At 69.2% G+C, this 26,209-nt stretch carries 26 protein-coding genes and 2 pseudogenes; 8 read left to right on the forward strand and 20 right to left on the reverse strand.

Going from position 1 to position 26,209, the window contains the following annotated elements:
- Positions 1 to 418 precede the first annotated feature (418 nt).
- The gene (locus ABD352_RS40625; RefSeq protein ID WP_344617917.1) at positions 419 to 655 is read right to left on the reverse strand and encodes a hypothetical protein; all 237 of its coding nucleotides are present in this window, start codon (positions 653 to 655) and stop codon (positions 419 to 421) included.
- Between the two features lie 288 nt (positions 656 to 943).
- Here ABD352_RS40625 and ABD352_RS40630 point away from each other — a divergent pair.
- A pseudogene (locus ABD352_RS40630) lies at positions 944 to 1,444 on the forward strand (amidohydrolase family protein); the annotation flags it as partial.
- Between the two features lie 732 nt (positions 1,445 to 2,176).
- On the opposite strand, the gene ABD352_RS40635 reads toward ABD352_RS40630, so the two are convergent.
- The 7 genes from ABD352_RS40635 to ABD352_RS40665 all read right to left on the reverse strand — a co-directional run bounded on the left by ABD352_RS40635 (position 2,177) and on the right by ABD352_RS40665 (position 10,351).
- Complete coding sequence (locus ABD352_RS40635) at positions 2,177 to 3,016, reverse strand: DUF1963 domain-containing protein (RefSeq protein ID WP_344617918.1); 840 nt, start codon at positions 3,014 to 3,016, stop codon at positions 2,177 to 2,179.
- Positions 3,017 to 3,279: 263 nt separating this feature from the next.
- On the reverse strand, positions 3,280 to 3,708 hold the full coding sequence (locus ABD352_RS40640) for a wHTH domain-containing protein (RefSeq protein ID WP_344617919.1): 429 nt from the start codon (positions 3,706 to 3,708) through the stop codon (positions 3,280 to 3,282).
- Between the two features lie 11 nt (positions 3,709 to 3,719).
- Positions 3,720 to 6,155 carry a winged helix-turn-helix domain-containing protein gene (locus tag ABD352_RS40645; protein ID WP_344617941.1) on the reverse strand — a complete coding sequence of 812 codons (2,436 nt, stop codon included), beginning with the start codon at positions 6,153 to 6,155 and terminating at the stop codon, positions 3,720 to 3,722.
- 327 nt (positions 6,156 to 6,482) lie between these two features.
- Positions 6,483 to 7,211, reverse strand: a complete 729-nt coding sequence (locus tag ABD352_RS40650) for a GAF domain-containing protein (protein ID WP_344617920.1) — start codon at positions 7,209 to 7,211, stop codon at positions 6,483 to 6,485.
- A gap of 39 nt (positions 7,212 to 7,250) precedes the next feature.
- Positions 7,251 to 7,955 (reverse strand): GAF and ANTAR domain-containing protein, encoded by a 705-nt coding sequence (locus ABD352_RS40655; RefSeq protein ID WP_344617921.1) that lies wholly within the window; start codon positions 7,953 to 7,955, stop codon positions 7,251 to 7,253.
- A gap of 219 nt (positions 7,956 to 8,174) precedes the next feature.
- Complete coding sequence (locus tag ABD352_RS40660; protein WP_344617922.1) at positions 8,175 to 8,621, reverse strand: sigma-70 family RNA polymerase sigma factor; 447 nt, start codon at positions 8,619 to 8,621, stop codon at positions 8,175 to 8,177.
- Positions 8,622 to 8,890: 269 nt separating this feature from the next.
- Positions 8,891 to 10,351 (reverse strand): GAF domain-containing sensor histidine kinase, encoded by a 1,461-nt coding sequence (locus ABD352_RS40665; RefSeq protein WP_344617923.1) that lies wholly within the window; start codon positions 10,349 to 10,351, stop codon positions 8,891 to 8,893.
- Between the two features lie 590 nt (positions 10,352 to 10,941).
- Between ABD352_RS40665 and ABD352_RS40670 the strand changes: the two genes are divergently transcribed.
- Positions 10,942 to 11,442, forward strand: a complete 501-nt coding sequence (locus ABD352_RS40670; protein ID WP_344617924.1) for an inorganic diphosphatase — start codon at positions 10,942 to 10,944, stop codon at positions 11,440 to 11,442.
- Between the two features lie 303 nt (positions 11,443 to 11,745).
- On the opposite strand, the gene ABD352_RS40675 is transcribed toward ABD352_RS40670, so the two are convergent.
- Positions 11,746 to 12,525, reverse strand: a complete 780-nt coding sequence (locus ABD352_RS40675) for a glycosyltransferase (RefSeq protein ID WP_344617925.1) — start codon at positions 12,523 to 12,525, stop codon at positions 11,746 to 11,748.
- A 385-nt stretch (positions 12,526 to 12,910) separates the two neighbouring features.
- Here ABD352_RS40675 and ABD352_RS40680 point away from each other — a divergent pair, with 385 nt between their 5' ends.
- Together ABD352_RS40680 and ABD352_RS40685 are read left to right on the forward strand one after the other, a co-directional pair.
- On the forward strand, positions 12,911 to 13,048 hold the full coding sequence (locus tag ABD352_RS40680) for a hypothetical protein (protein WP_344617926.1): 138 nt from the start codon (positions 12,911 to 12,913) through the stop codon (positions 13,046 to 13,048).
- Positions 13,049 to 13,057: 9 nt separating this feature from the next.
- Complete coding sequence (locus tag ABD352_RS40685; protein WP_344617927.1) at positions 13,058 to 13,660, forward strand: transglutaminase-like domain-containing protein; 603 nt, start codon at positions 13,058 to 13,060, stop codon at positions 13,658 to 13,660.
- A gap of 345 nt (positions 13,661 to 14,005) precedes the next feature.
- On the opposite strand, the gene ABD352_RS40690 is transcribed toward ABD352_RS40685, so the two are convergent.
- From ABD352_RS40690 to ABD352_RS40705, 4 genes are all read right to left on the reverse strand, one after another.
- The gene (locus ABD352_RS40690) at positions 14,006 to 14,734 is read right to left on the reverse strand and encodes a GAF and ANTAR domain-containing protein (RefSeq protein ID WP_344617928.1); all 729 of its coding nucleotides are present in this window, start codon (positions 14,732 to 14,734) and stop codon (positions 14,006 to 14,008) included.
- Positions 14,735 to 14,773: 39 nt separating this feature from the next.
- Positions 14,774 to 15,406: a GAF and ANTAR domain-containing protein gene (locus ABD352_RS40695; RefSeq protein ID WP_344617942.1), complete on the reverse strand. Its 633-nt coding sequence runs from the start codon at positions 15,404 to 15,406 to the stop codon at positions 14,774 to 14,776.
- 700 nt (positions 15,407 to 16,106) lie between these two features.
- A complete protein-coding gene (locus ABD352_RS40700; protein ID WP_344617929.1) occupies positions 16,107 to 17,117 on the reverse strand; it encodes a glycosyltransferase in 1,011 nt (336 codons plus the stop codon).
- Positions 17,114 to 18,244 carry a glycosyltransferase gene (locus ABD352_RS40705; protein WP_344617930.1) on the reverse strand — a complete coding sequence of 377 codons (1,131 nt, stop codon included), beginning with the start codon at positions 18,242 to 18,244 and terminating at the stop codon, positions 17,114 to 17,116. Before ABD352_RS40705 ends, ABD352_RS40700 begins: the two co-directional genes overlap by 4 nt.
- Before the next feature lie 379 nt (positions 18,245 to 18,623).
- Between ABD352_RS40705 and ABD352_RS40710 the strand changes: the two genes are divergently transcribed.
- Entirely contained in the window at positions 18,624 to 18,779 is a 156-nt protein-coding gene (locus tag ABD352_RS40710; protein ID WP_344617931.1) for a hypothetical protein, read from the forward strand.
- Between the two features lie 418 nt (positions 18,780 to 19,197).
- Here the strand turns inward: ABD352_RS40710 and ABD352_RS40715 are convergent, their stop codons facing one another.
- Positions 19,198 to 19,449, reverse strand: coding sequence for a hypothetical protein (locus ABD352_RS40715; RefSeq protein WP_344617932.1), 252 nt, complete (start codon positions 19,447 to 19,449; stop codon positions 19,198 to 19,200).
- 444 nt (positions 19,450 to 19,893) lie between these two features.
- Here ABD352_RS40715 and ABD352_RS40720 point away from each other — a divergent pair.
- The 3 genes and pseudogenes from ABD352_RS40720 to ABD352_RS40730 form a co-directional block, all read left to right on the forward strand.
- Positions 19,894 to 20,168, forward strand: a pseudogene (locus tag ABD352_RS40720) (response regulator); the annotation flags it as partial.
- 670 nt (positions 20,169 to 20,838) lie between these two features.
- Positions 20,839 to 21,894: a fatty acid desaturase family protein gene (locus tag ABD352_RS40725; RefSeq protein ID WP_425553861.1), complete on the forward strand. Its 1,056-nt coding sequence runs from the start codon at positions 20,839 to 20,841 to the stop codon at positions 21,892 to 21,894.
- Positions 21,895 to 22,028: 134 nt separating this feature from the next.
- A complete protein-coding gene (locus ABD352_RS40730; protein WP_344617934.1) occupies positions 22,029 to 22,343 on the forward strand; it encodes an inorganic diphosphatase in 315 nt (104 codons plus the stop codon).
- Between the two features lie 56 nt (positions 22,344 to 22,399).
- On the opposite strand, the gene ABD352_RS40735 is transcribed toward ABD352_RS40730, so the two are convergent.
- The 6 genes from ABD352_RS40735 to ABD352_RS40760 all read right to left on the reverse strand — a co-directional run bounded on the left by ABD352_RS40735 (position 22,400) and on the right by ABD352_RS40760 (position 26,070).
- A complete protein-coding gene (locus ABD352_RS40735; protein WP_344617935.1) occupies positions 22,400 to 22,840 on the reverse strand; it encodes a DUF5994 family protein in 441 nt (146 codons plus the stop codon).
- A 1,017-nt stretch (positions 22,841 to 23,857) separates the two neighbouring features.
- Entirely contained in the window at positions 23,858 to 24,430 is a 573-nt protein-coding gene (locus ABD352_RS40740; RefSeq protein WP_344617936.1) for an IS3 family transposase, read from the reverse strand.
- Positions 24,427 to 24,738 carry a transposase gene (locus tag ABD352_RS40745; RefSeq protein ID WP_344617937.1) on the reverse strand — a complete coding sequence of 104 codons (312 nt, stop codon included), beginning with the start codon at positions 24,736 to 24,738 and terminating at the stop codon, positions 24,427 to 24,429. The genes ABD352_RS40740 and ABD352_RS40745 overlap by 4 nt, the downstream gene beginning before the upstream one ends.
- A 105-nt stretch (positions 24,739 to 24,843) precedes the next feature.
- The gene (locus ABD352_RS40750; RefSeq protein WP_344617938.1) at positions 24,844 to 25,014 is read right to left on the reverse strand and encodes a hypothetical protein; all 171 of its coding nucleotides are present in this window, start codon (positions 25,012 to 25,014) and stop codon (positions 24,844 to 24,846) included.
- Positions 25,015 to 25,079: 65 nt separating this feature from the next.
- The gene (locus ABD352_RS40755; RefSeq protein WP_344617939.1) at positions 25,080 to 25,646 is read right to left on the reverse strand and encodes a hypothetical protein; all 567 of its coding nucleotides are present in this window, start codon (positions 25,644 to 25,646) and stop codon (positions 25,080 to 25,082) included.
- Between the two features lie 229 nt (positions 25,647 to 25,875).
- Positions 25,876 to 26,070: a hypothetical protein gene (locus ABD352_RS40760; RefSeq protein ID WP_344617940.1), complete on the reverse strand. Its 195-nt coding sequence runs from the start codon at positions 26,068 to 26,070 to the stop codon at positions 25,876 to 25,878.
- Between the last annotated feature and the right edge of the window lie 139 nt (positions 26,071 to 26,209).

Below are 26,209 nucleotides of genomic sequence, written 5' to 3' on the forward strand. Positions count from 1 at the left end.
AGCCTAGAACAACCCGGAAGAATCTTGCGAAGACCCCTTGACCTAGAGGGGAACCAGATGAGTGAATTGCTCAAGCACTTCCACTGGAGGCTGGGCCGCGACGCACCGTAGTCCTCTCGTGTCGACTGATTGGGATGCCGGCGGGACCGTGGAAGCCTGCGTAGCCGGGGTGGCCCCATGATCGGTTGCTCGCTGGTTGCTCGGATGTTCGCTACCTGGCACGGAGGGAAGCGGACGGCGCAGGAACTCGCGCGTCCGGCGCAAAGCGAGCATCCGCTCTTTCGGGGATTCGAGCCAGCCGACCAGCACGGACGTTGCCCAACAGCATCGGACGCTCGGGCACTCGCCATGGACTTTTTGTTTCTATGCTTGAACTTGAGCGAGTTGATCGTCCACTTCGGACTTTCAATCCGCAGGTTCAGCGTTTGAGTCTCAGGTGCGTGCGGCGGTGATGGCGCAGGTGCGGGCCGAGCTCGACGCGGTCGGGCAGGCCGGTCTGGGGGATCTGGTCGGCCGGGCGTCGCAGGCGGTTGTCCTGGATCGCCTCGATGTCTCCCTTCGTGCAGGTGATGGGCGTCGACCGGCTGCTGGTGCAAAGCCCGTCAGCCGCATCGCGATGTTGACCGTCAACCGGATCGACACGACTCGACGGCACGCATCTGCGCCTGCTTCGCCTTGGCCGACGTCAGCGGCGCGGACTCTGTCTTCGCGCCGGTCGCCTGGCTGATGACGACGTGCTTGTATCCGCCGCCACCAATTGCGGCGTGGTCGGGAACGGTTTGCGAGTTGAGCCATCCGGCCGTCGGTGGCTACGCCGGTGCGGGCCGGCCCTGAGCGACGCCCAGGGCGCTGGCCAACGTTGCGGCCGTGAGGAGAGCGACAGCGCCCCGGAGCCAGGGGCGGGGCATTGTTGCCCGGGTGATGCGAATGACGTTCCTCCTGAGAACATGGTGTACCGGTCTTCGTCCACCCGTGGGACATGCCGGCCTCGCCCCGGACCGACCGGTGGATGGCCCAATGGCTGACCGGCATGCCCGCCGAGACCCACCTGTCGATCATCGCGATGATCCTCGGGGGAGTGTTCGACAAGGTCCCCGAGACGCTGCGGATCTGCTTCGCCCACGGCGGCGGCTCGTTCGCCTTCTGGCTCGGACGGCTGGACAACGCCTGGCACCGGCGCCCCGACGTGATCGCGACCTCGCAGCAACCGCCGTCGGCCTACGTCTCCCGCTTCAGCGTGGACTCCGTGGTCTTCCGACCCGAAGCGCTGCGGGTCCTGGTCGACACGCTCGGCGCCACCCAGGTCATGGTCGGCAGCGACTACCCGTACCCGCTGGGGGAGCGCCCGGTGGGCGAGGTCGTCGACCGCTCGTCCTTCCTCACCCCGGACCAACGAGCAGCCATCAGGACGAACAACGCCCGTCGTTTCCTCGGTATCAGGTGACATCGTGCCGATGACCGGTCCGTTCCTCGTTTGCGGCGCCCACTGGATGCGGAACCCGAGGAAGTCGAATCCGTCACAGGAGCCATGACCTCCTCGGCGAACACTCGCATTGTCTGCGTGGCGTCCGCGAGTGCACCGAGGAAGACGCATGACCGCCCGGTCACGCCGGCATGCGCGGCATCCAGGACCCGGGACCGGATCTGCGCCGGCGATCCCACCGCGACCAGACCGCGCACATCGTCGTCCGAGAGATGCTCGGGTAGCAGGGAGCTGGTGCGGGCGTGTGCCCGCACGGTCTCCGAGACGCCCATGAGCTCCAGCACGGCTGGCGCTGTGGTCCGGACGAGCATGGCCGCGAACCGTCGGGCTCGCTCGGGCATGGGCTCTCCCGGATCGAGCAGGATCACAGGCTGCCAGGCGATGTGCGGCGAGCCGGCGGACCACCTCCACCGCCCCGACCAGACGCCGGGCGTCTGCTCCGGCCCGCGGACCCAGCGGGCCGAGGACGAGATCGCTGTTTCCGACCCCGAGCCCGAGCACCCAGTTCCGGTCCCGGCCGTCAAGGTGGACCAGGCTGGCCATCGCTTGCGCTATCTGCACCGGATGCCGGCTGAACGGGCTGGTGATGGCGAGTCCCAGATCCATCGTCGTCCGCGTGGCGAGGGTGAGCGCGATGCGGTGGGGACCGCCGCCGCGCACATCCGCCGCCGGAGCCGCATGATGCCGTCGTGGTCATCCGTACCAACGGATGGCTATCAGTCCGTCGAACCGGTGCTCCGCGAGTGCGGCGTTCGGGACTGCGAAGGTGATCCACGCGGCATCGCCCCAGTTCATGTCGAGTGCGTCATCGGTGTCAACCCGGAGAAGCGCCGTGTAACCGGGAGGCGGCACGTCACCGATCGCTCCGCTATCGGGGCCGGGCAGGAGGGCGTGCCTCGGCTCGGGCTGCTGCACCGCCACGCGCGCGCTCTCGTACGTATGCCAGTAGGCATCCGGCAGCGCGAGGTGCTCGTCGTGGAAGTCCGGCATCGCCGTGCCGTGCGCGAATGAGATCGAGCCCGCGGCGAACTGTTCGGGAACAGGCGGGGGCATCGCCCGGCGAAGTGGCCTGGACCGGGGCTCAAACAGCCACGCGCTTGCGACGCAGAAGAGGCCGCCGACCTCTCCACCGTCGGATGTCTGATCAGCGAACAGCCACAGGTGACCATTCCGGGGCAGCACTGTCTGAAACGGGGCAACATCCCTGAGATCAAGCTGCGCGACGAAGGGTAATGCGGCTGCGAAGTGCCCTGGCTCCGTCGTGACGACTCCGGACGCGATCGCTTCGTCGAGATCTCGGCATGCGTACTCCGGCCAGGCCTGAACCTCGGCGCGTGTCCAACGCTGGCGCGGCCACGCAACGCCATCCGGCAGATCAGGTACCCCGCCGATTCGTGATTGACCCAACGCCAGTGACTCGCTCGGCGTCGCCGTAACCCAGATCTCCTCGTGCGTCCGCGCGATGATCTTCTCGGCATAGGCTCCCAGGCCGAGGCCTTTCAAGTGTTCGCGGTGGCGTGCATGCCAGGTCATGCTTCAAACCCACCGTCTCCACCAGCGCAGCTCGTTCGCCGCCCTCTCGGTGGCGCCTGCATCCACACTCCGTCAACCTCCATCTGAGCCCTTCCGGGCTCGACCAAATGAGTAGGCCTCAGCTCCATCAGCGGCTCATTCTTGAGAGCTGCCCAGTCACACGTGGCAAGGGTGGTGCGTCTTTCGCGGCGGTCCGGGCGGCGTCGCCGGAGGCGGAGTCGAACTGGGACTGGATCAGCAACAGTGTCGACGTACTCGGCCGATCACGTCCACGGGGGGTCGGGAGCGCGGAGGAGTGTCTCGGCAACGGTTATCCAGTGGTACACCTCCGATGTTTCCGCCTTCGACCATGCCTCGAGGACATCCGCGACCGACTCCCCGCTCTCATCGGCAGCAGCGTGGAGATGCTCCGGGGCCACCTGCCCCACTAACACCGGCGCCTGCCCGTCGAGATGCGTCGTCAGCATTAGCAGGTCCCGGCAATCGACGATGCTGTCCGGGCAATGCTCTGCCTGACACGGCACGTCGAGGCCGAGCGGCTCGAATCGGGCCATGCGGGTCCGGGTCTCCGGGACGGTCCAGCCAAATCGCCCCGCGACCTCAATGCGCCACAGCGGCGTGACGATGTCGGCGGGATGGTCCAGGCCGTAACTGTCGGTCCGGCGCAGCATGGCCACGGCGGCCGTGTTCATCGGCAGCCTCGTCAGGTGCCGGTCGGCATGGGATTCGGTGGAATGTGGCCGGTGGGGAGGATGTCGAGGGCGAGCGCGGCGTGCATGGCGTCGCGCCGGGTGTGGACCGCCAGCTTGCGGTATATCGACGCGACGTGGGTCTTCACCGTGTTCGGGGAGAGGTGCAGCTCGGCGGCGATCTCGTGGACGGTTCGGTGTCCGGCCAGGTGTCGCATGACCGAGATCTCACTTGGGCTCAACGGACCGCCCGCCGGTGGGGTGATGGCTGTCGAGGGGAGATGGTTGAGAGTCGGGGCGAGTACGTGGTGGTTGGCATGGAACGGGTGCCGTAGCTGTTCCAGGTCGGCGAGGACCATGGCCTGGCGCAGCAGGTGCGTGGCGTGCTGCGGGTCGCCGGTGGTGGTCGCCTGGTGCGCCATGAGCAGACGGTGCTCGACCTGGTGGAACAGCGAGATGCGTGGGTCGTGGAGCAGGGGCCGCAGCAGCTGGTCGATGCGGGCCTGCGGTTGGCGGGCGAGCACGAGTTTCGCGGTGGTGATCGCTGCGGTCGACGCGGGGACGGCGGCGGCGTCGGCACGCCAATGCCGGTGGGCGTCGTAGAGCCGGCCGATGGCGACGAGGAGCTCGATCCGTAGCACTCGTGCGGCCCATTGCGGGACCAGCAAGGCGTCGTCGCCGTCAACGATGAGTCGTTGGACGGCATCCAACGCGGCGGCGTAGTCGTGGCGTTGCTGGCAGAGCAGCGCGGCCTGGAACTGCTGGGCGGCGACGAGCGCGGGTACCGACTGCCACATTTGGACCGCGAGCGCGTCGAGATGCTGCACGGCCGCTTCGGGTGTGCCACGTTGGACGGCCACTTCGGCAAGGATCAGCCGCGCCCAGCCGCCGTCGTGGGAGCCCACGAGGCCGTTCGCGCGAACGTCCTCGCCGAGGGCGTCGGCATGGCGGACCGCGTCGCGTAGCCGGCCGGTCATCCGGGCGGTAACGGCGTGCAGGCGCAGCATCGTGCTTCGTTGCAACGGGCTGCGCCCGGTGGCCGACCCGTCGGAATCAAGCGCTGCCTGCGCAGCTTCGTAGTCCCCTTGGCGCAATGCATGCCAGATGGGTTGCGCCGAGTGCTGGATCAGGTCAGCCGGTCCTGCTGCCTTCCGCCGGACGGCGGTCATCGAGTGCCAGACCGTGGATGGCGGGGCTGCGGTGTCGTTGCCGGCGCCGCGGTGCACGGCGAAGGCGTGGGCGAGGGGTGCATCGTTGGCGAGCGATGCCCAGGGGCCCGGAGTCGCGGCGGTCACAGCCGCCTGCGGGGTGGCCTCGCGGATCTGCTCGCCGTGCTGCTGCACGATCCTGATGGCCGATGACCGGTCGGCCGCGGCCAGTGCGTGACGCAGTCCTTCGGCGGGCTGCAGGTGTGCGGTGTACCAGTCTGCGGCGGTGGCATGCAGTCGGTGCGTGTGGGCGGGGTCGTCCTCGGTGAGTGTGGTGTAGAGGGCGGTGCGCCAGAGCCGGTGGTAGCGGTACCAGGCGGACGTGTCGTCAAGGCAGGTGGCGAACATATCGTCGCGGGCGAGATCGGCCAGGACGTCGGCGGCGTCGGTGCGGCCGGTGAGCGCGGCGAACAGGTCCGGGCAGACGGATTCGACCACGCTGGAGTCGCGTACGGCTTGGCGGAGGTCGGCCGGGTGCCTGCCCAACACGTCCCGCATCACGTACTCCGACAGCCCCGCGCCGGTGCGCAGCAGCTGTTGCAGGACACCTTCCGGCTCATGCGGTTCCCCGTTCAGCACCGCGGTCGCGACCGCGAGCCCCGCAGCCCATCCCTCGGTGGCGGCATACAAGCGCCTGCTGACGGCCGCGGGCAGGTCAAGCCCTCGCTGAACGCAGAGGGTAGCCGTTTCGGCGGCGGTGAAGGCCAGGTCACGCCCGCGGAGCGCGTTGATCTGGGAGTGAGCCAGGCGTGACGGAGATCGGTCCGGTGGGGCGTGTCTGCCCAGCATCACGACGTGCAGGCGATCCTCACTGGCGGCAAACTGATGTACCTGTGGCAGGAAGTCGGTGCCAGCAACCGCCTCGGTGCCGTCCAACACCACGATCACCCGGCCGCCGACTTGCGCCGGAATGCCCTCATGCAGCGCCTGGGCCAGCTCGGCCACGTTGACCGGCCACGACGGCCACCACGAAGGGGAGCGCAGCGGCGCCTGCCACCATCGGGCGGTAGCGCACGCGGCGAGGTCCACGAACACCGACCGGGACAACGCGCCGATCGCCTTGATCCAGTCCGCGACGAGCTCCGTCTTGCCCGCACCGGCCGGAGCATAGACCGTCGTGATCGACTGCCGGTCTGTCGCGGCGAACGCCGTGTGCAGCCGGGTCCGGCGCAGATGCCGTGACGGGTTCGCCGCGACCGCCCGACCACCGACGACCGCAGGTGAGGACACATAGCCGACCATCACGACCCTCTGGGTGACGTCGAATCCCTGACCTACAGAATTCGCCACCGGGGTCCGAGGTGACGCCCGACGATATCGCATCCCGGTCGGCCGTTCCAGCCCAGCAGACAAACCAGCCGCGCAGCTTCTAGGTCCCTCGGATGCGGCCCTGCTCCAGGTACCGGATGGAGTCCGGTTCGTCCAACGGTCACGACGTTCGATCCATGGCCGTACGACCTCCTGCCCGTGGTGAAGCAGGCATTGCAGCTTGCGTTGCTTCCTGCGTGGAGTCCGATGCGAGGACAGGCTGGGGGACAGGCTGTACTGAGGAGATGCTGTGGCGGTGCGTCAGGCAGTGGTGAGGTCCGGCAGGCTGCTCAGGTCGGTGACCACGAGGTGGGCGACGTCGCTGAGCCGCCGGTTGGTCCGCCGGGCGTAGGCCCGGATCAGTTCGAAGGCCGCATCGACGGAGATGTGATACGCCTGCGCGATGGCACCCTTGGCCTGCTCGATGACGATCCGGCTGTTCAACGCCCCTTGGAGTTGTTCGGTGAGGACCTCACTGCGGCGGATCGTCCGTTCCTGCAGCAGGCCGATCGCGGCGACGTCGGCCAGGGCCTGCACGATCTGCACGTCGGCATCATCGAAGGCGGTGCTGCCGGTGCCGAAGACGCCCATCGCGCCGATCACCTCGTTGCGCAGCCGCAGCGGGAACGCATGCACCGAGCGGAACCCGGCGGCCGTGGCGTAGGACGCGAACCGCGGCCAGCGGGCGTTTGCGGTGCGCAGATCGGCATTGACGACCGGCTCGGCGGTGCGGAACGCGTCCAGGCAGGGGCCGTCCTGCCACTGCAGCTGGAACAGCTCCAACAGCTTGGTGGTCTCGTCCGAGGCGGCCATGAACCGCAGCCGGTTCTGCTCATCGGCTAGCAGCAGACCTACGGTGGCGGTGTCGATGAGCCCGGCGGCGCGGTCGGCGAGCGTCTGCAGGAACTCGATCAGGTCGAACTCATCGACGAGGGTGTCGGCGACCTCGACGAAGATCCGCGCCAGGCGTTGCTCGGATACGGTGGTCATGTCGGCTTCCCGGCCTTCCTACGATCGTCGTCGCGGTGGTCATGCGTGGTCAATGTCGAACCGCAGCCGGCGGGCGACGATGTCCGCGGCCACCTCGATCAACGGCCGGTTGCTGGCGTAGGCGTGGGCCCGGATCCACACCAGGGCATCGGTGAGGGGTATGCCCAACTGGACCATGACCATGCCCTGGGCCTGGAACAGCTCGGCGCGGTGCTCGAACACCTCGTCGAACTCGCCGACGTCGGCCCGTTCCTGACCGTCCAGCAGCGTCATGACCATCAGGTCGGCGAATGTGAACACCTGACCCAGTTCCGCTCGGGACAACGAGCCGGGTCGGGTGCGGAACACGTCCAGGACGCCGAGGCGGGCCGCACCGATCTGCAACGGAAACGCGAACACTGCCCGGACCCCGGCGTCCCGGACCGCGGGGGTGTACAGCGGCCATCGACTCGTCGCTCCATCCGCCAGATCGCTCACGAGAACCGGCCGGCCGGACGCAAAGGCATCGATGCAAGGGCCTTCGCCGAGGGTGAACTGCAGCTCCTCGATCCGCGCGGTGCTCGGGTCCGAGGCTGCTGCCATGCCGTGCACGCCGTCGCCGGTCATCACGCTCACCCCGGCTCCCGAGGCAGACAGCGCCTGCACGACGTCGACGCAGACGCGTTCCAACAGCTCAACCATGCCGGCCGTCTTGTGTGACAGCCAGGCATCGAAGATACGGCGGGGCACTTGATGGATGAGCATCGGCCGTGCCGATCACGACAGCCCAGGGCAACGGCTCACAACTGCAGGCAACACGGCGGTCTTGGCGCCAGCTCATGACCGCACCCTCCGCAGACCGGCACTGCCAGCCAGGGCAGTCAAGCGCCGGGATCGGCGTCGTGCCGCTGACGCTACTCCGCAGCTGTGCGTCAAGACAATCCGGGCAGCGCAGGCAGGTGACATGACGGCAGGCCAGGATCATCAGCTGCCCGATCGTCGGTGTCCCTCGCGGTACACGGCCCGCCCGTGCCGGAGCAGGGCGTTCAACTCCAGGCTGATGTGCTCGTCGTAGCCCATCGCCAGCGAGAACGGAAGTCCTTGTGCCCGCAGATGCTCGGCAACCCGCCGATTGGCGATCGTGAGCAGCCATGCGTGTGCATCGTCGTGCCACATCCTCGACGCCGGTGCGAGTCGCCACACTTCGACGAAGACCGCACGGACGGTCGACACAGCGGCGGCAGTGTCGCCCAGGCCGGCGCGAACGTGGACGAAGATCCGGCGGACCAGGAGACGGTGGAGATTGGCGAGAGCAGCCGGGTCCCGGTCTGCGATCTCCCGGACGAGACTGTTGTATGACGTCGTAGCGGTGGACGGGTCCACCTGCGGTGTTGTCATCGAAGCTCCCAACGATGCCAGCAGCGAGGGCACCGCCGGGGTCCGGAGCGGTCGAGACGCGCCAATGATAGGCCACTGAGGGGTTCGACAGCGCATGAGCGATGCACCAGCCCCTCGTTCGGGGTTCATCATCGGAAACCGACCCGGTACGCCTGACGGCGGTTCCCGCGGCTGCGGCGCTGGTCTTGCGCGTAACGATCACCGGGTGCTCCTGCTGAAATGGCATCGGCGGTCGGCCGCGGGCGAGGCCGTCGTCCGCCGCTCGAGCGCATCGCCCTTGGTGAATCGCTGCGACCACTCACTCAATCGACATCTGGCAGCGCACCGTCAAACCGCCCGGAGTCGATGTCGGTCGGGAAGATGATGCACAGTGACGTCGCCCGACCTGCCGGACGTGAGATCTGCAGGCGTCCGCCGTGTGCCTCCACCCAGTCGGTGAGGCCTACGAGCTCCGTGTCGAGGGACAGGTCGGCTTCCCCGACACCATCGTCGCGGACCGAGACCACGAGGAACTCGCGCCCGGTCGCCCGGTCGACGGTGGTGTCGACATCGACGTTGATCGAGGGGGCGTGCACGTCCTTGGCTGCGTTCGTGAGCACCTCGCATACGGCGTCGTACGCGGCCACCTCGACGCTGCGGGGCAGCTGGCGCTCGGGACCAGGGCTGATCGTGACTGGGACGGCCGAGCGTCGCGCGAGCGCCTTGAGCGCAGGCATGAGCCCGGCCTGGGTGAGGATGGCCGGGTGGATGCCGCGTGTGATCTCTTCCAGAACCGTGAAGACGTTTGTCAGGCCGTCGATCGTGCGGGAGAGCCGCGCCTTGAGCTCGTCGAGTTCGTCCGGCACGATCGCCTCTGCCGCACGAAGTTCCAGGCCGAGCGACACCAGACGCTGCTGGACGACGTCGTGGACGTCGTGTTCGAAGCGGCGGCGGTCCTCCTCGACGCCGCGGACGATCCGGGCACGTGACGCGTTGCTCTCGACGTTCGCCATCGCGGTGGCCACGCCCTTGGCGAACTGTGCCAGCCGCTCCTCGGCGCCGGGTGGCGGTGGCTCCCGGCGGGACCACAGCACCACGAGGGAGCCCCACGGGCGGCCACCCACCGAGAACGGTGCGGCGACCGACGAGGTGAAGCCTTCGCGGCGCGCGAGGTCGGCGAAGGCACCGGGACAACCGTCGTAGCTGTCCACTCTGGCCGGGCGGGAGGCTCGCAGCACCGGCTCGGTGACGTCGCCGTCGATGTGGAATCGCCGACCCAGCCAGGTCTCGGTGCCGGGCGTGCCGTACCCGGCGAAGACGGTGACGGTGTCAGCGGACGTATAGCGCATCAGCCTGGTGGCGTCCGCGTCCAGCAGCGTGGCGGCCTCGGCGACGATCCCGGCGAGCACATCGGCCGGGGGAGCACCGGACGCGACGAGCACCGCCACCCGCCGCAGACCCGCCTGTTCCGTCGCGAGGTCGTGCAGTTGGTCGCGGCTCGTCCGCAGAGACTCGGCCATCGCCTTGTATTCGGTCGCGACTGCCAGCAGCGTCTCCAGCTGGGGCACCACGCGGTCGCGGAGGCGCTGCAGGGTCGGCTCGGGCAGGTCGGCGGGGACGAGGAGGGTGCCGGGCTGCGAGCGGTACTGTAGCGGCAACGCAACCCGGCGCTCGTCGCCTGGGACGCTGTCGAACTCGATCGCAGCGAACGGCACCCGCAGTTGCAGCGCCAGGCGGCGCGAAACCTCCGGCAGCACCGAGCGCACATCGTCCGCGCACAGCATGAGACGGCTCAGCACGGCAAGGAAGTCGGCCTCCTGGTATGCCTCCATCAGCGGCCCCTTCGCCGACCAGACGCATCGGCGCCCACACTATGCCGGTCACCGGTGACCACCGGGGTGAGGCACCGGGTGACCAGCCCGCCGGTCGACCGGCCCGACCCCGTGGCAGCCCACGGCGTGGGGATGGCCGTTCCCCGGTAGCGGTAGCGTGTGGTGCGCATCTTGTCCGGGTTGCACAGGCCGATCTCCGGCGTGGTTGGCCAACTGCCGCCCAGGTCCTGGAATCTGATGCCGACGTCGCGGCTCTGGCTGCCAGACCGAAGTCACGAGCCGCGTTGGGCGCCGATCGGCGGTGGGTCCGGTGGAACCTCGCCGGCCGAGAGAATCCCGAGGGCTTGTGCAGCGTGTACGGCGTCGCGTCGCACTGCCGTCTTGCGATGGATCGACGCGAAGGGCGGTTTGCGGACGAGCCCACGTGCCACTTCAGCCGTGTAGCTTGGCACTAGAGGTCTCCCGTGCGGTGGGAGTTCGGTCGGCTTGAGTCAGCGCGAGTGAAATCCCCGTGATGTCGTCCGAAGGGCGGAGCATCGGCCATGGAGTTTGACGTCACTATCGAGATCCCCAAGGGAACGCGCAACAAGTACGAGATGGATCGCCGGACCGGTCGGATCCGGCTGGACCGTACCCTCTTCACCGCGACCCAGTACCCGGCCGACTACGGTTTCATCGAACATACGCTCGGCGAGGACACCGACCCGCTCGACGCACTGGTCATGGTGCAGGAACCGACCTTTCCCGGCTGCCTCATCCGTTGCCGGGCCATTGGCATGTTCCGTATGCGCGACGAGAAGGGACCCGACCCGAAGGTGCTGTGCGTGCCCACGGCTGACCCTCGCTTCGGGCACCTGGGCGACCTCACGGATCTGGAACACTTTTACAAGCTGGAGATCGAACACTTCTTCCAGATCTACAAGGACCTTGAGCCGGGCAAGAGCATCGACGTCGAACGCCGGACCTGGGCCGACCGGGCGGAAGCCGAGGCGGAGATCAAGCGCTCGCAGGAACGCGCCCGCCCATCGCTGCCTGCCGGGTGAGCAGGATGCGGCCGTTGTTCGTCGAAGTACGGCACCTGGCCAGGGCCGCCGGTCATCGGAAGGTAGACCTTGGCGTGTCGAGAGTGTTGCGTCACACCGCCGGCGGGTTCGGCGACCGGGCGGGTTGCAGGGTACTGATGAAGGCCAGGGTGGATTCGGCGCCCTGGTTGAGGTTGGGTCCGTGTGGGGTCAGGCCGTCGTATTCCGCCGCCGGTGCTGGGATCCCACATCGCGCGCCGAGGCCCGCGAAGGTCATGGCGCGCAGTGCGGTGGACCGGCGGCTCGCGGCGACGGTGGACGCCGTCAACGCCTCGATGCGGATCCAGGGTGCCGGGCTGCGGGCCGCTGCCGTGCCCAGGCCCCACAGCGCGCGTCCCCACCAGTCGCCGAGCCCGGGCTCGTCGGTCCATCGCCGGTCGTTGGAGAGCCGGTTGTGGAAGGCACCACTGCCGTCCTGTGCGTGGGTGAGAAACGCCAGGTAACACTGCCAAGAGCCGCAGCACGGTGTCGGAGGGGTCGGCTTCCCGGCTGGTGACGACGAGTCCGCGGGCCACGTCGTCGGTGCAGTAGCCCTGCTGGCGGCGAGGGGTGGCGTGGCGCGCGTGCTCGAACACCCGTGTCGTCGGTCAACCGGGCCAGATGCGCGAAGCTGGGGGCGGGCACGGCCTTGCTGGCTATCGGCACGGTCCACGCCCGCGCCACCGTGGCGGCGACCGGGCTGCCGGCGCTCCGGAGCCGTTCGGCGAGCGTCTCGTAGCGGGCCGCGACCGCGGGCCACAGCACAGTCGGCGGCCGAGCGTGGCTGCTGAGAGCGACACCGCCCGGATCGATGAGAATCCACCGGATGCCGGCCGCCAGCGCCGCCGGACAGCGGTGGGGCACGAGCAGGCCGGAGCCGTTGGTGAGCAGTTCGACGGCGTGCGGGAAGGGCGTCGCGACGACGGGAACGCCAGCGGCTACCGCCGCGGTGAGGACACCGGAGGTGACCTGTCCGGAGGAGTCGTACGGCAACACGACGACGTCGGCGGAGCGGATCAGGCGCCCCAGAGCGGCTTCGTCGTGGTACACCGGCAGGTAGTCCACGACCTCGGAGGTTCCCAGCAGCGCCCCGAGCTGCTGCAGGCGGGTCCGGTAAGCCTCACCGTGGCGCTCGCGGACTTTCGGATGGGGTCCGGCCGGCGACGGTGTAGGTTACAGCCGGTCGGAGATCCCGCAGGCGAGCCACCGCCCGTAGCGCCCACTCGATGCCTTTACCCGGACCGAGCAACCCCCAGGTGAGCAGGTGCGGGCGCGGGCGACGGCGGCAAGCACGAAAAGCAACGTCGACTCGACGCTCATGGCGTCCATTCTCCCGGACCTGACCTGCGAGGAGATGAGATGGCGGCATTACCACGGTGACCGCCGAGGCGCCGCGACACACCCGCTGACGGCACGGTCTGGAATCCGAAGGCACCATCGATGCCTACACGTGATCCAGACAGTCGCTGCCCGCCGGCCAGCGGTGACGATCAGCGAGCGTCTGGAGATCGTCAACAACATGGTCGCGTTGCCCGCGCAGGAACTGGCCGGGGCGGCCGGCGGGCGGCAGCATCTGCTCCATATCTAGCCCAGCAGCGTGACCATCGAGTACGACGCGACGATCACCGCCGGGCCTGGCACGCCCGTTCGGGTGACCGATGAGGAGCGGGTGGCGGCATTGCGTCCCAGCCGGTACTGCCCGTCGGACCGACTTACCGGCATGGCGCTGAGCCACTTCGGTGAGCTCCCCACCGCACTGGAGCGGGTGCGGGCGATCTGCGACTACGTATGGCGGCACGTGAGGCATATGTCCGAGTCGAGCGGGCCCGCTACCGATGCGGTGGACACGCTGTTGTCCGCCCGCGGCGTCTGCCGCGACTTCGCGCATCTCGTCGCCGCGCTCTGCCGGGCGGTCGACGTCCTCGCACGCGTCGCTGCCGTGTATGCCCCCGGCCTGGCCCTGATGGACTTCCACTCGGTGGTGGAGGTCGCGTTGGACGGCCGCTGGCAGGTGTGGGACGCGACACGGCTGGCGCCCCGCCCGACGCTGGCCCGGGTCGCCACTGGCCGGGACGCCGCCGACATCGTGTTCACCACGGTGACGGCCGGTCGTGCCGTGCTGCGCAGCCTGGAGGTCAGAGCGGTGTCCGCCGGCGATCTTCCCGTGGACGACCACGACGGGCTGATCGCCTTCGGCTGAGCCTCGGGAGTGCCACGGCGGGGGCGCCCGCACGTGGGGCACGTGGACGTGGCTGGGTCCACGTAGGTGCGGCCCGGCGGCCGCCGGCGTTGATCGCCCGGCTCAACCTGGCCACGTTCGTGACCACCTTCCGGCTGGGGCTGGAGGCCCAACCCGGCTCGCTGCGCAAGGCCGGCGCGCTGCCGGGTTCCACCATTGACTTGCGGTCCGCCACCGAGGCGGCCGGGTCGCGGATGCCAGTCCAGGTCCGTCACCGCTTGCCGGCGTGCGGCACGCCAGCAAGCTCGGCGCGGCCGGTCCATCGGCGAGCTGGCCGGCATTCAGGTCGTCGCACCTGCGCGCCGGTCAGTCAGCGGTGAGATCGGGCAGGCTGGTGACGTCGGTGAGCACGCGAAGGGCGACGTCGCTGAGGCGCCGGTGAGTGCGCCGGGCGTGGTCCCTCATCAGCTCGAAGGCCGCGTCGACGGAGATGTTGTGCGCCTGCGCAACAGCCCCTTTGGCCTGCTCGATGATGATGCGGTTGTTCAGCGCGCCCTGCAGCTGCTCGGTGAGCACCTCGCTGTGGTGGATCGCCCGTTCCTGCAGCAGGCCGATCGCGGCGACGTCGGCCAGTGCCTGCACGATCTGCACGTCGGTGGCGTCGAGGGCGGCGCTGCCGGTGCCGAAGACGCCCATCGCACCGATCACCTCGTTACGCAACCGCAGCGGGAACGCATGCACGGAGCGAAACCCGGCGGCCGTGGCGTAGGGCGCGAACCGCGGCCAGCGGGGGCTTGCGGTGGACAGGTCGGCGTTGACGACCGGCTCCGCGCCGCGGAACGCATCCAGGCACGGCCCGTCCCGCCACTGCAGCTGCAGCAGCTCGAGCAGGCTGGTCGTCTCGTCCGAGGCGGCCATGAACTGCAAACGGTCCTGCTCGTCGGCCAGCAGCAGGCCGACGGTGGCGTCGTTGACCAGCCCGGCGACGCGGTCGGCGAGCATCTGCATGAACTCGATCAGGTCGAACCCGCCGACCAGAGTGTCGGCCACCTCGACAAAGATCGCCGCCAGACGTTGTTCGGATACGGTGGTCATGACAGTTCTCGGCCTTTCCTGCGGTGTTCGTGCCACTGTTCATGCATGGTCGGTGTCGAGGCGGATCCGGTGGGCGAGGATGTCCGCGGCCACCTCGCTCAACGGCCGGTCGGTCGCGTAGGCGTAGGCCCGGATCCGCGCCAGCGCCTCCGCGAGGGGAATGCCCAACTGGACCATCACCATGCCCTGGGCCTGGAACAGTGCGGCACGGTGCTCGAATGCCTCGTCCAGTTCGTCCGTGCCGGTGGTCCGTTCCTGACCGTCCAACAAGGTCGTCACGACCTGGTCGGCGAGCGTCAGCGCCCGGCCCAGCTCCGGTCTGTACATCGCCCCGGAGCTGGCCCGGAACACATCGAGGACGCCGAGGCGAGCCGCACCGACCTGCAGCGGAAACGCGAACACCGCCCGGACTCCCGCGTCCAGGACCGCAGCGGTGTACATCGGCCACAGGCGCATCGCCCCGTCGGTCAGGTCCGGCACCAGCACGGGGCGGCCGGCCGCGGCCGCGTCGATGCACGGGCCCTCCCCGAAGGTGAACTGCAGCTCCTCGATCCGCGCGGTGTTCGGGTCCGACGCCGCGGCCATGCCGTGAGCGCCGTCGGAGGTCATCAGACTCACCCCGACCCCCGAGGCCGACAATGCCTGCGCAGCGTCGACGCAGATCTTTTGCATCAGCTCCACTGTGCCGCCCACCTTAGGAGAGATGTCCGGTGATGAGCCCGGCCAGTGACGGCCGGCGCGCGACCGTGACCTGCGCCAGTTACGCCGACAGGGCAGCAGCGCGCAACCGCAACCCGGTGCGGCAGACGTGAGAGCGGCGTCTCACCCGCAGGCCCTTTCGGCTGGGGGTTTCTGAGGGCAGCCCATGTCGACCGAACGTCGAACCGACATCACTCCTGGTAACGCTACCCTCACCCGTTCGGCCCCGGCAACGCCAGCGACGCGGCCGGTGACCTCCGGGCCCGCTTTGAGGACGGAACGGATCAGCGCGACCGCGGCCGGGTACGCGCCGTCGATCCACAACACCCAACCCTGCCTCGAGACAGTCCACGACCAGGTCGGTCTTGCCCGCACCGGCCGGGGCGGAGACCGTCGTGATCGACCTCCCGCCCGGCGCGGCCAACGCCGCGTGCAGCGGGGCCCGGCGCAGATGTCGCGGCGACGGGTTCGCCGCCGCTGACGGACCAGCGACGGCGGTCGAAGGTGAGGACACGTAGCCGACCATGATGGCCCTCTGGGTGGCGTCGAATCCGTGGCTTACAGAATTCGCATCGGGTCCAGGGTGACGGCCGCAGGGTGTCGTAACACGGCCGGCCGTTCCAGGCCAGCCCAGCCCACGAACCATTCGTGTGAAGTCGGCGGGCGTAGCGGCTCAGGCCAGCCGGCGGGCGTGCTGGAGGGTGGAGAGCAGGGCGAGCGTGGACTCCGCGCCCTGGTTGGCGTTGTGCCCGTCGGCGGTGAGTCCGTCGTAGCCGCCACCGGTGTCAGGATCGCGGAGGCTGACGCCGGTGTCGTTTTTCCCGATGAACCAGTCGACCGCCGAGACGAGCCCGGCCTCCCACCGCTCGTCCTCGGTGGTGTCGAGGGCACGCACGCACGCCTCGGCGATCGTGGCCGCCTCGATCGGCTGCTGGTCGAAGCCCGGCTTCCGGTCGCCCGGCTGCCGGCCGCCGACCGGCGTGCAGGACAGGTGCCCGTGGTACGTCTCCTCGTCCAGCAGCCAGCGCAGCATGTTCAGCCCGTCGGTCAGCACGGCTGGGCGCCCGAGGTGCTGCCCGGCCGCGATCACGGCGTCCGCGAGCAGCGCGTTGGCGTACGTCAGCCGGGGCTCGGGCCACGGCCGGCCAGGGTCGTCGCGGGCCGGGCCGATGGTCGCCGCCGCGTCGTTGAGCAGCCAGTGCGCACCGGAGTGGTCCGGGCGCACCGACAGGATCTCGGCGGCGCCGAGCGCGGCGTAGGCCATCGACCGCGGCCAGCGCGACCGGCACCGCGCGGCGAGCTCGAAACATGTCAGGGCGCTCTCCCGTGCGGAGCTCAGTGGGCTGCGCACGGCGGCAGTTCCGGCGGCCCACACCGCTCGGCCCCACCAGTCGCCGGTGCCGGGCTCGTCCAGCCAGTGCCGGTCGTATCCGAGCCGGTTGTGGAACGCCCCGTCGGGCGACTGCGCGTGGACGATGAACGCGAGGTACACCTCCGCCTGCCGCAGCAGCGCCTCCGGCGGGTCCGGCTCCCGGCAGAGCACCACGAGGCCGCGCGCCACGTCGTCGACGCAGTAGCCGTGCCGCCGGAGAGGCACAGCGTGGTCGGCGTGCTCCAACAACCCGGTGTCGTCGCTGAGCCGCAGCAGATGGTCGTACGAGGGCTCCGGGTACCGCGCCGTCACAGCGGCACCGGTGCCCGGCTCAGTAGCGTGACCGCGAGGGCGCGATACCGCTCGGCGACGACGGTCCAGCGGCTGTTCTGGGAGATGCGTGTGGCCTGGTGGTGCATGCCGCTGACCAGGTCGGGTTCGGTGAGGACTCGTTTGAGGGCGGTGCCGATCGCCTGTGCGTCGTGGTGCGGTACGAGTAGGCCGGCGCCGTCACTGAGCACTTCTACGGCGTGTGGGAAGGTGGTGGCGATGACGGGTTTGTGCGCGGCCAATGCCTCGACGAGCACGCCCGAGGTGGCCTGGTCAGGTGAGTCGTACGGTAGCAGGACGACGTCGGCGCGGCCGACCAGCCGGTTGAGGCGGTCCTGGTCGAGGTAGGCGCGTTCGAAGTTGACCAGGCCGGCGACGCCGAGGGCCCGGACCCGGGAGTAGAGCATGAGCCGGTAGGCCTCGCCCTGTTCGGCGAGGACTTTGGGGTGTGTCTGGCCGGCGATGACGTATCGTGGCCGCGGCGTCAGGTGGCGGACCAGGCGGAGCCCGGCGATCGCCCACTCGATGCCTTTGCCGGGGCCGAGCAGGCCCCATGTGAGGATCACCGGTTCACCAGATGGGTTGAGCAGTCGCAGTGGCGGTGCCTCGGGCGCGCCGTGCGGGATGACGCAGACCTTGGCCGGGTCGACGTCGTACCCGGCGATGAGCCGCGCTTGGGCTGCCTCGGTCATGGTGACGGCGGCGCCGGTGAGCGCGACGACTTGTTCGAGTACCGTTTTCTGGTGGGCGGTGGGCCGGCTCAGCACGGTGTGCAGCACCGCGATCGCGGGGGTGCGTAGCCGGCGCAGCACGGGCAGCAGGTTCTCGCCGTCGGTGCCGCCGTAGATGCCGTACTCGTGCTGGACGATCACGATGTCGTGGCGGTCGAGCGTGTCGGCGGCCGGTATGTGGCTGTCGAGGGCGTGCGGCACCAGGTGTCCGACGACCTCTGGGCGATCGTTGTAGGTGGCTGATTCCACCACCCTTACCACGCCCGCGCGGTCCCCGCCGGCCGGGGAGGTGAGGGCGTGCAGCAGCGAGGCCGTGAAGGTCGCCAGTCCGCATTGTGTCGGCGGGTATGTGCTCAGGAATCCGTAGGAGATCGTCATCGCCGTCGGCCGGCCGGCCGGGGATCGGCATGGACGCAGCGGTTGCCAATGGTTGTTGGCATGAGACCCACCCCTCAATGGCGGGTGCGGCGCCGGCCGGCGAGCGCAGAATGCTTACCCGGCGCTGGTCATTCGGTGCGAGCACCATGGTGGCGGCGGTTCGCCGCCGCAGACCCGGGACGTTGATCGAAACGGGTCAACGCTGCCACCGTAGCACGCGGCTGAGCTGAGGCGACGACTCGATCTCGCAGGTGACGCGAGACGATTCACGGCGGACGCCACACGTCGTGTACCGCCCGGCACCCGTGACGTTGCGGCAGAGGTAAGGCGGCCCACCTGCGGTATCTCAGCGATGTCAACCTGCGCGCCGTACTCAAGCGTGCTGATCGGCCGGGCGGGCGGCACGATCGAGATCAGCAACGCTAGGTTCTACGACGCTGTGCTGCCCGGCAGCGGCCAGGCCGAACGCTTCCGCGTCGAGGAACTGGGCGGCGCCCTGCGCCTGACAGCGATGCCCTGGCCGGACCAACATTGATGCGCATCCGTCCCTGGCCGCCGGCGATCAGGGCTCGATGACGAAGACCTCGGTCAGGCCGGTGATCTCAAGCATTCGCCGGAGGTCGGGTGCCGGTGCGTGGAGGATGAGCCGTGTGCGGTGTCATGCGGGGAGGTGGACGGTGTCGAGCCAGAACCGGTTGATCTGTCGGATGACGGCGTGAAGTCCTCGTAGGTCATGTCAGGGTCTCCTTCAGCCGTACCGTTCGTGGCCCGCGGAGTGTCGCCGGCGAAGGAGAAGCCGCTCGTTGCCGGCCGCCGCCGTAACGGACACCGTCACCGTACCCGCTGCGCGTGGTCCCGGCGACCGACTCCACGGCTCTGGCAGCGCCGCACTGGCTGCTCTCGGGTCCGCGTCAACCTCGCCATCGAGGACCTGCCGCCCGCGGCTGAGCCGTTCAGAACGATCCGGTGCGCGTCTCGCTGTAGGGAGCGAGCCGCGCGCCGACCACGTGCCGGAAGTGCAGCAGGAGCGTGGAGGTCTGTTCGTCGCCGAACCGCGAGACCGTCAGCGCGTGGACGGACTCTTCCGCCATCCACGCGGTGAGTTGCTCGATGGAGAGTTCGGTGCCGTGCACACGCAGCACGAGTTCCTTGTCGCGGCCGACGGTGAGCAGGTACAGCAGGCAGGTCGGATGCTCGACGGCCATGGCGTGTGTCCCCTTCGACGGGTTGCGACAACGTCCATCGTCCACAATGGACAATGACCACTGCGGCACCGGCTCGAGCCGCCGATGGGCGGCGCGCACCCAAACCTACACCTCCGGCACGGATCCAGGCACGGCGCGACCGGTCGTTGCCTGGCGCCGCCGTGGGGTGCTAGCACCACCGCCCGTCTGCGGGTCCGCTGGCACATTGTGATGTGTGGGCATGACCGGCGCTGGCGCGGTGACGGGTCGGTGGGCGCGCCGGGGTGCGTGCGGGGTCGTGTCCGGTCTGGCGGCGGTCGGTCTCGCGTTCACTAACCTGCCCTTGCTGGTCGTTGCCCGTCGTGGCGCTGGTCCTCAGCCCGGTGCCGTTCCTGGGCCTGGCGCTGGTGCCGTGGGCGATGAGTCTGGTGCGGGTGCGCGCCGACCTGGAGCGGCGGCGCGCCTTTCGACTTCGACATCGTCGCGGCGGTCGACAACGGACCGGCCCTGCTGGCCGCCCTGCTCGAACACCGGCCGGATGTCGCGGCCATCGACGTCCGCCTGCCGCTGACCTTCACCGACGGGGGCTGCAGGCGGCGATCGCGGCCCGCACCCGCATCCCCGGCCTGCCGACGCTGGTGCTCTCCCAGCACGTGGAGCCGCTCTACGCGCGCGAGCTGCCCGCCACCCCGCACGGCGGAGTCGGCTACCTGCTCAAGGACCGCAGTGGGAACGCGAACACCGCCCGCACCCCGGCATCGGTCACCGCCGGCGTGTAGACCGGCCACCGGTTCGCAGCCACGGCGCCGAGATCCGGCATCAGCACCGGGTGGCTGTCCGCAAACGCGTCGATGCTCGGCCCCTCGCCGAAGGTAAACTGCAATTCCTCGATCCGGGCGGTGCCGGGTCGGAGGCGGCGGCGATGCCGTGCATCCCGTCCGCGGTCATCACACTCAACCCCCCACCCCGCAGGCCGACAGCGCCTGGGCGGTGTCGGCGCAGACCTGGTGCAACAGACCGACGAGCCCGTCCGGTGGCGGAAGCGACACAGGCCGCGCGAAGCCGCGCCCCGGTTCGGCGGCCCGTCCGGCTCACCACAACACCAAACCACCGCATCTCAGCTCGCCGTGTGCCGCCCGACCGAATCCGTTCCGCATGGCCGCACCTTCCTCCGCAGGCGCTGCCATGGGCCGGACCAGCCGGACGCCGGACAGGTGTACTCGGCGACACCGGACCAGAGCCAAATCACCCGTAGGCGAGGGTTCCCTGGCCCTGGCCATGGAATGGCACCGATTCTCATCGGAAAGCGCGTTACCCCGTCCCGTCCGGGGGTAACCACGGTCAAAGCTCAAGTCGCTCTGGACCCCGGCGACGGCTCGGTTCGTTGTAGATCGTGTCGTGGGAGTCCTTATGCGCACAAGCGCTGGGCCTGCTGGCCACCGGTTCACCGAGGCGGTCGTGCCTCAGGGAACCGCCTATTCCGAACTGTCCCGCCGCATCAAGCAAGCCGGCCTGCTCGACCGGCGTCCCGGTGACTATACGGGCCGGATCGCCGCCACCGTCGTGGCGTGCGCCGCCGGCGTGGCCGGCTTCCTGCTCGTCGGCGATTCGTGGTGGCAGGCGGCGGTCGCCGTCTACTTCGCGGTGATCTCCACGCAGCTGGGTTTCCTCGGCCACGACGCGGGGCACCGGCAGATCTTCCGGTCCGGCCGCGCCAACTACATCCTCGGCGTGGTCCTGGCGAACATCGGCGTCGGGTTCAGCTACGGCTGGTGGGTCGACAAACACAACCGCCACCACGCCCACCCCAACGACGAGGAGCGCGACCCCGACGTCGGCGCGGGCGTCCTGGTGTTCACCACTGGACAGGCTGGAACGAGCGGACCCGTCGGCCACTTCTTCCACCGTTACCAGGCATGGGGGTTCTTCCCGCTGCTGCTGCTGGAAGCGCTGAACCTGAGGGTCGCCAGCGTGCGATACCTTATCAATGACCGCACCCGGTCCCGGCTCCGCGAAGGACTCATGATGGGGCTGCACGTCGGGGTCTACCTAGCCGGCGTGTTCCTGGTCCTGCCGCCGGTAAAGGCGCTCGTATTCATCGCGATCCATCAGGGTATGTTCGGGCTGTACCTGGGTTGCTCCTTCGCCCCGAACCACAAGGGCATGCCGCAGCTCGACGCGCGTGACAGCGCCGACTACCTGCGCCGGCAGGTCCTGACCTCCCGCAACGTGCGCGCCCACTGGCTCACCGACCTCGCGCTGGGCGGGCTGAACTACCAGATCGAACATCACTTGTTCCCCTCGATGCCCCGAGGCAATCTGCGCCACGCACAACGCATCATCCGGGAATTCTGCGGCACTCACGGAGTCTCGTATCTCGAAACCGGACTGATCGCCTCCTACATTCAGGCACTCCGGCACCTCGACACCGTGGGGCGTTCACCCGCGACACCCGCCGAAGCCTGACCGGCGGGCACACTATCCGCAGTCGAACCTAATCTGCTCTGGACCTCGGCAGCCATGACTATCCTCCTCTTGCCGAGGTGGTTGCGACGGGGGCGAGCGAGGGGACCGACCCGCTGGACGCCTAGTGGTGGTGCGTGAGCCTACTTTCCCGGCTGTCTCGTGCGATGCCGGGCCATCGGCATGTTCCGCATGCGCGACGAGCACGGGCCGACCCGGAGGTGCTGTGTGTGTGCCCACCGCCCGATCCGTGTCTGGGCCACCTGCGCGACATCGAGGATCTGGAACGCTTCTTCCGGCTCGAAATCGAGCGCTTCTTCCGGATCTGCGTGGACCTCGATCCGGGCGCGAAGATCGACATCGAGCGCCGGACCTGGGCTGACCGGGCCAAGGCCGAAACGGAGATCGGACTGGCGCGGCGCCGCGCCCGTTCCTCGACGCCTGCCAGGTGAGCGCCGTCCGCGAGCCTTTGTATGCCGGGCGCTCGTGCCAGGTCAAGCCGCAGCCGTCATCCGGCCGGGACGGACAGAACGGCGAGGATGGCCGGAGCCTGCAGCCGATTGGCCGGATCCGCCGCCTTGTCCATCGCGGCCTGGGCGGTGGCGGCCTTGACGCCGGGCGGCACGACCAGCAGGTTGATCTGGTTCCCGGGCTCGGTGATCGCGATCAGCAGACTCGGCTCAGTCGTGCTGAACCAGCGGACCGGAACCGGGCCGGAGTTGACCGCGGCGGGCTCCACGCCGGTCCGCCAGACCCGGCTGTTGAGGATCAGTCGGCGGATCGGTCCGTACTGCTCGGTGAGCGCCGCAACCAGACCCGGCAGCTCGGCAGCGGGCTCCCACGAACGTGGCCACCAGCCGCCGTTGAGGGTGGCGTTGGGCATCCGGCCCCCGGCCAGCGTGAGGCGGGGCTGGACGGGCGATTCAGGGGTTTGAGCGCTGGCTAGCATGGCTGGCCTTTCTGTCGGCGTGTGTCCGAGAGGGGGAGTGGCCGTCGAAGGCCGCTGGATGCCGACGGGCGGCGTGCGCACCAGCGTCGGGCGAAGCGCCACCGGTCATGGAAGGCAGACGTATCTCCACACTACGTCCGGCCGCGGGTCGCGTCTGGTCACGCCGGGCGTCGTGATCGCGGATTCTTCAGGCGGGCAGGGCGCCGGCCCAGGCGCTCATGTCCGCGCTTTGCCGCGCTCATCGGTGGGCATCTGTATACGGGCCGCCTGGACGCCGCGGCACACGATCAGTCTCTCCGCTCGGCTGTCGCGGCTGTATCAGCGGCGCGGCGGGCTGCCGACGATCGCCCGCCACCCATCCGGCCGGGCAGCACGCTCCGGCGATGCGCGCAGTACATGGCCGGGCGTGACCCCTGACTCCCACAGAAGAGAGCTGCCGCCGTGAGCTGGTTGAGCATACCCGTGACCGGGCGGAGATGCGCCTGATCGCCGCCCGTCGCGGCACCCCGCCGCCGTACATCGGTGGGGAGCCCGCCGATCGGACCGCACCGGCGCTGGTCGTCGAGGCGGCACCGACCGTCGATGACGGCATCCCGCGCAGCGTCCGCATGCCAGCGCCTGGTCGTGGCGGGTGATCCTGTTCGTGGCCGCCGCCTACCTGCTGCGGCTGCTCGGTGTGCTCAGTGTCGTGGTGATCCCGGTGGCGCGTCTTTCCCGGCGACCGTGCCGCAGCCTTGGGTGTGCCGCGCCCATCTCCGGACAGGCCCGTCTTCGTTGCCGGTCGGCGAACCAGTAGCGAGCCGGTCCGCGGTGCGGAACTGGAGCCGGCTGATCGCGACTCACGGACGGTCCGCCAGCTCGTGCGGTAGACGAGTTCGATCTTCAGGGTGGACCAGAAGTTCTCCATCAGTGCGTCGTAGCTGTCGCCGACGGAGCCCATGGAGGGCAGGATCCCGTTGTCGGACAAGCGTTGCGTGAACCGGAACGACGTGTTCGAGCCCCTGTCGGAGTGATGAATCAGCTGTTGGTCGCGCACCCGCGGGTCCAGATGCCGTATTCCAGGGCGCCGAGGATGAGGTCGGTGTCGCAGCGGTCGCCGGCTTTCCACCCGACGATGCGGTTGGAGAAGGCGTCGCGGACCGCGGCGAGCCAGAACACCCCCTCGCCGCAGGGGATGCGGGTGGCGTCAGCGACCCACAGCCGGTTCGGGGCGGTGGCGGTGAAGTTCCGGCCGACCAGGTCCGGGGCCGGGGTGGCGTTCGGGTCCTGGCGGGTTGAGCCGCCGCGCCAGCCGAGGCGCAGGTAGGCGCCCTGCCAGCGCTGGCCGGCCATCAGCCGCTCGACGCGTTTGCGGCCGACCCGGATGCCGTCGCGGCGCAGCTGCCGGTGGACCCGGTCCGTGCCATAGGTGCAGCCGGACGCGGTCCAGATGTCGTAGATGTTGGACAGCAGCCCGCGGTCGACCATGTCCCGGTCGCACGGCTCGGCGGCTTGGCGCAGCCAGGCGTAGTACGTCGAGGTGGGAATCTGCAGAACCCGCAACAGGAGCGCAACCGCGAAGCGGTCGGAGTGTTCGTCGATGAACGTCATGACCGTCGCCGGGTCGGGTCGAGCTCCGAGGCGAAATACGCACTCGCCGCCTTCAGGATCTCGTTCGCCCGCCGCAGCTCAGCGTTCTCCTTCAGCAACCGCCGGTTCTCCTCCACCAGGTCGCTGGAGGGCCGGTCGGTGCGCTCCCCGGCATCGGCCTCGGCCTGCCGGATCCAGTTGCGCAACGCTTCGTGCTGCACGCCAAGCTGCTCCGCCAGCCGGCGGATCATCGGCTTCGGGTCCGACTCCCGATACAGCCGCACAGCGCGTTGCCGCAGGTCGTCGGGGTGCTTCTTCGGTGCTGCCACGGATCTTCCTCTCCACGGCCATCAGACCATGATCAAGAAGCTCCATAAAAGCGGGGGTGGCTCACCTCTTCGAATGGCTGCACCGTTGCGGGGACGAAGACGGAGTCAGCCCGACGGATGTCGCACCACGCTGAGCTGATTGCGCTCTGGATCCTGTCCGTTCTTCTCGAACGCACATCGCTCGAGCCCTTCAGGCAGAACTACCGCCAGTTGGTCGACGAGGTACGCGAGCGCCTTGCCGGCGACGGCCAAGCCTGACCGCACGACTTGCGGCATGAACGCATGCTGGAATGCCGGCCCGGCGCAGCTATCGCCTGGACGACGTGCGCGGCGGTGGTCGGCTATCCCGACGTGCCCGGCGGCGTTTCCGATGGTCTGCCGGTGCTGTGCTGGTCCTGGGACGGGCCGTTGAAGTATTGCCGCAGCCGCTGGAACACGTCTGGTTCGCCGGGCGGCAGCACGCGGATCGAACGCGCCCACGGTCGCGCGGCCGCGGCGGTCAGCGCCAGTGCGGCCACGGAGAGCACCACCGCCCACTCATCGGTCTCGGCGTCCTCCAGCAGCAATGGCTGTAGCGTTCCGTCCGGGTCGGCGTAGACGTCGACCCGGTCGCCGACCCGCCACGGCTCATGGCGGGTGCCGTCGAGCCACCGGGAGAGATAGCGACCGTGAGCATCGTCGAAAAGCTGGATGTCGTACCGAGTATGCGGCGCCACCCGCGTGAAATGCGTGCCGACGGCGGTCACCGAGGCGTGCACGACGGCACCCTGTGAGCGCTCGTAGAACGCCGGCACCCAGATCACGACCGATACGATGGCCAGGAGATGCCCGATCCAGATGGCCCACACCCCGCGCGGCCGGTCGACGTCCGCGCCCCGGCGGTAGAACGCGGTGGCGAAGCTGCCCACGACCAGACCGGCCACCCCGCTCTGCACGGGATGCCGGCCACCGGAGACGAACAGCCACCCGACCGTCACCAGCATGCCCGCGACAGCGCCGCCGACACAGCGCACGGCGGCCCACCGCAACGCCCATCCCGCCAGCGGCCGACCGCGGACGGTAGGGCGCAGGGCCATCCGCCACGACTGAACCGGCGGCCGTCCCCGGTCCGCCGAGTGCGATTCCCGCTTGAGTCGCCTACGCCCCCGCATCGACATTCATCGTAGCGGCCCGGGCGAGTTCACGATGTCCGCAGCGCTGCCGGAATCCCGCCGGTACGCGGTTATCGGCCTCGACGACCATGCGTTCCTCCAAACGCCCGGACCGACGCATCATCGGCCAGGACAGGAAGCCTTTGGCCTCGCCGAGCCAGTCACCGTCTGCGACGAGCACTGGCCAGCCGCCGCGCGCTTACGGCGGCTACGAGAGTGTATTCGATCACGGCCGTGCGGCCGCCTCGGGATTCTCTTAAAGATCTTTCGGGATTTGAGTGACGACCTCAAAGGCGTAGACCGGTATGGGCCAGGAAGTT

Source organism: Dactylosporangium salmoneum (assembly GCF_039532525.1).
Lineage (GTDB): Bacteria > Actinomycetota > Actinomycetes > Mycobacteriales > Micromonosporaceae > Dactylosporangium > Dactylosporangium salmoneum.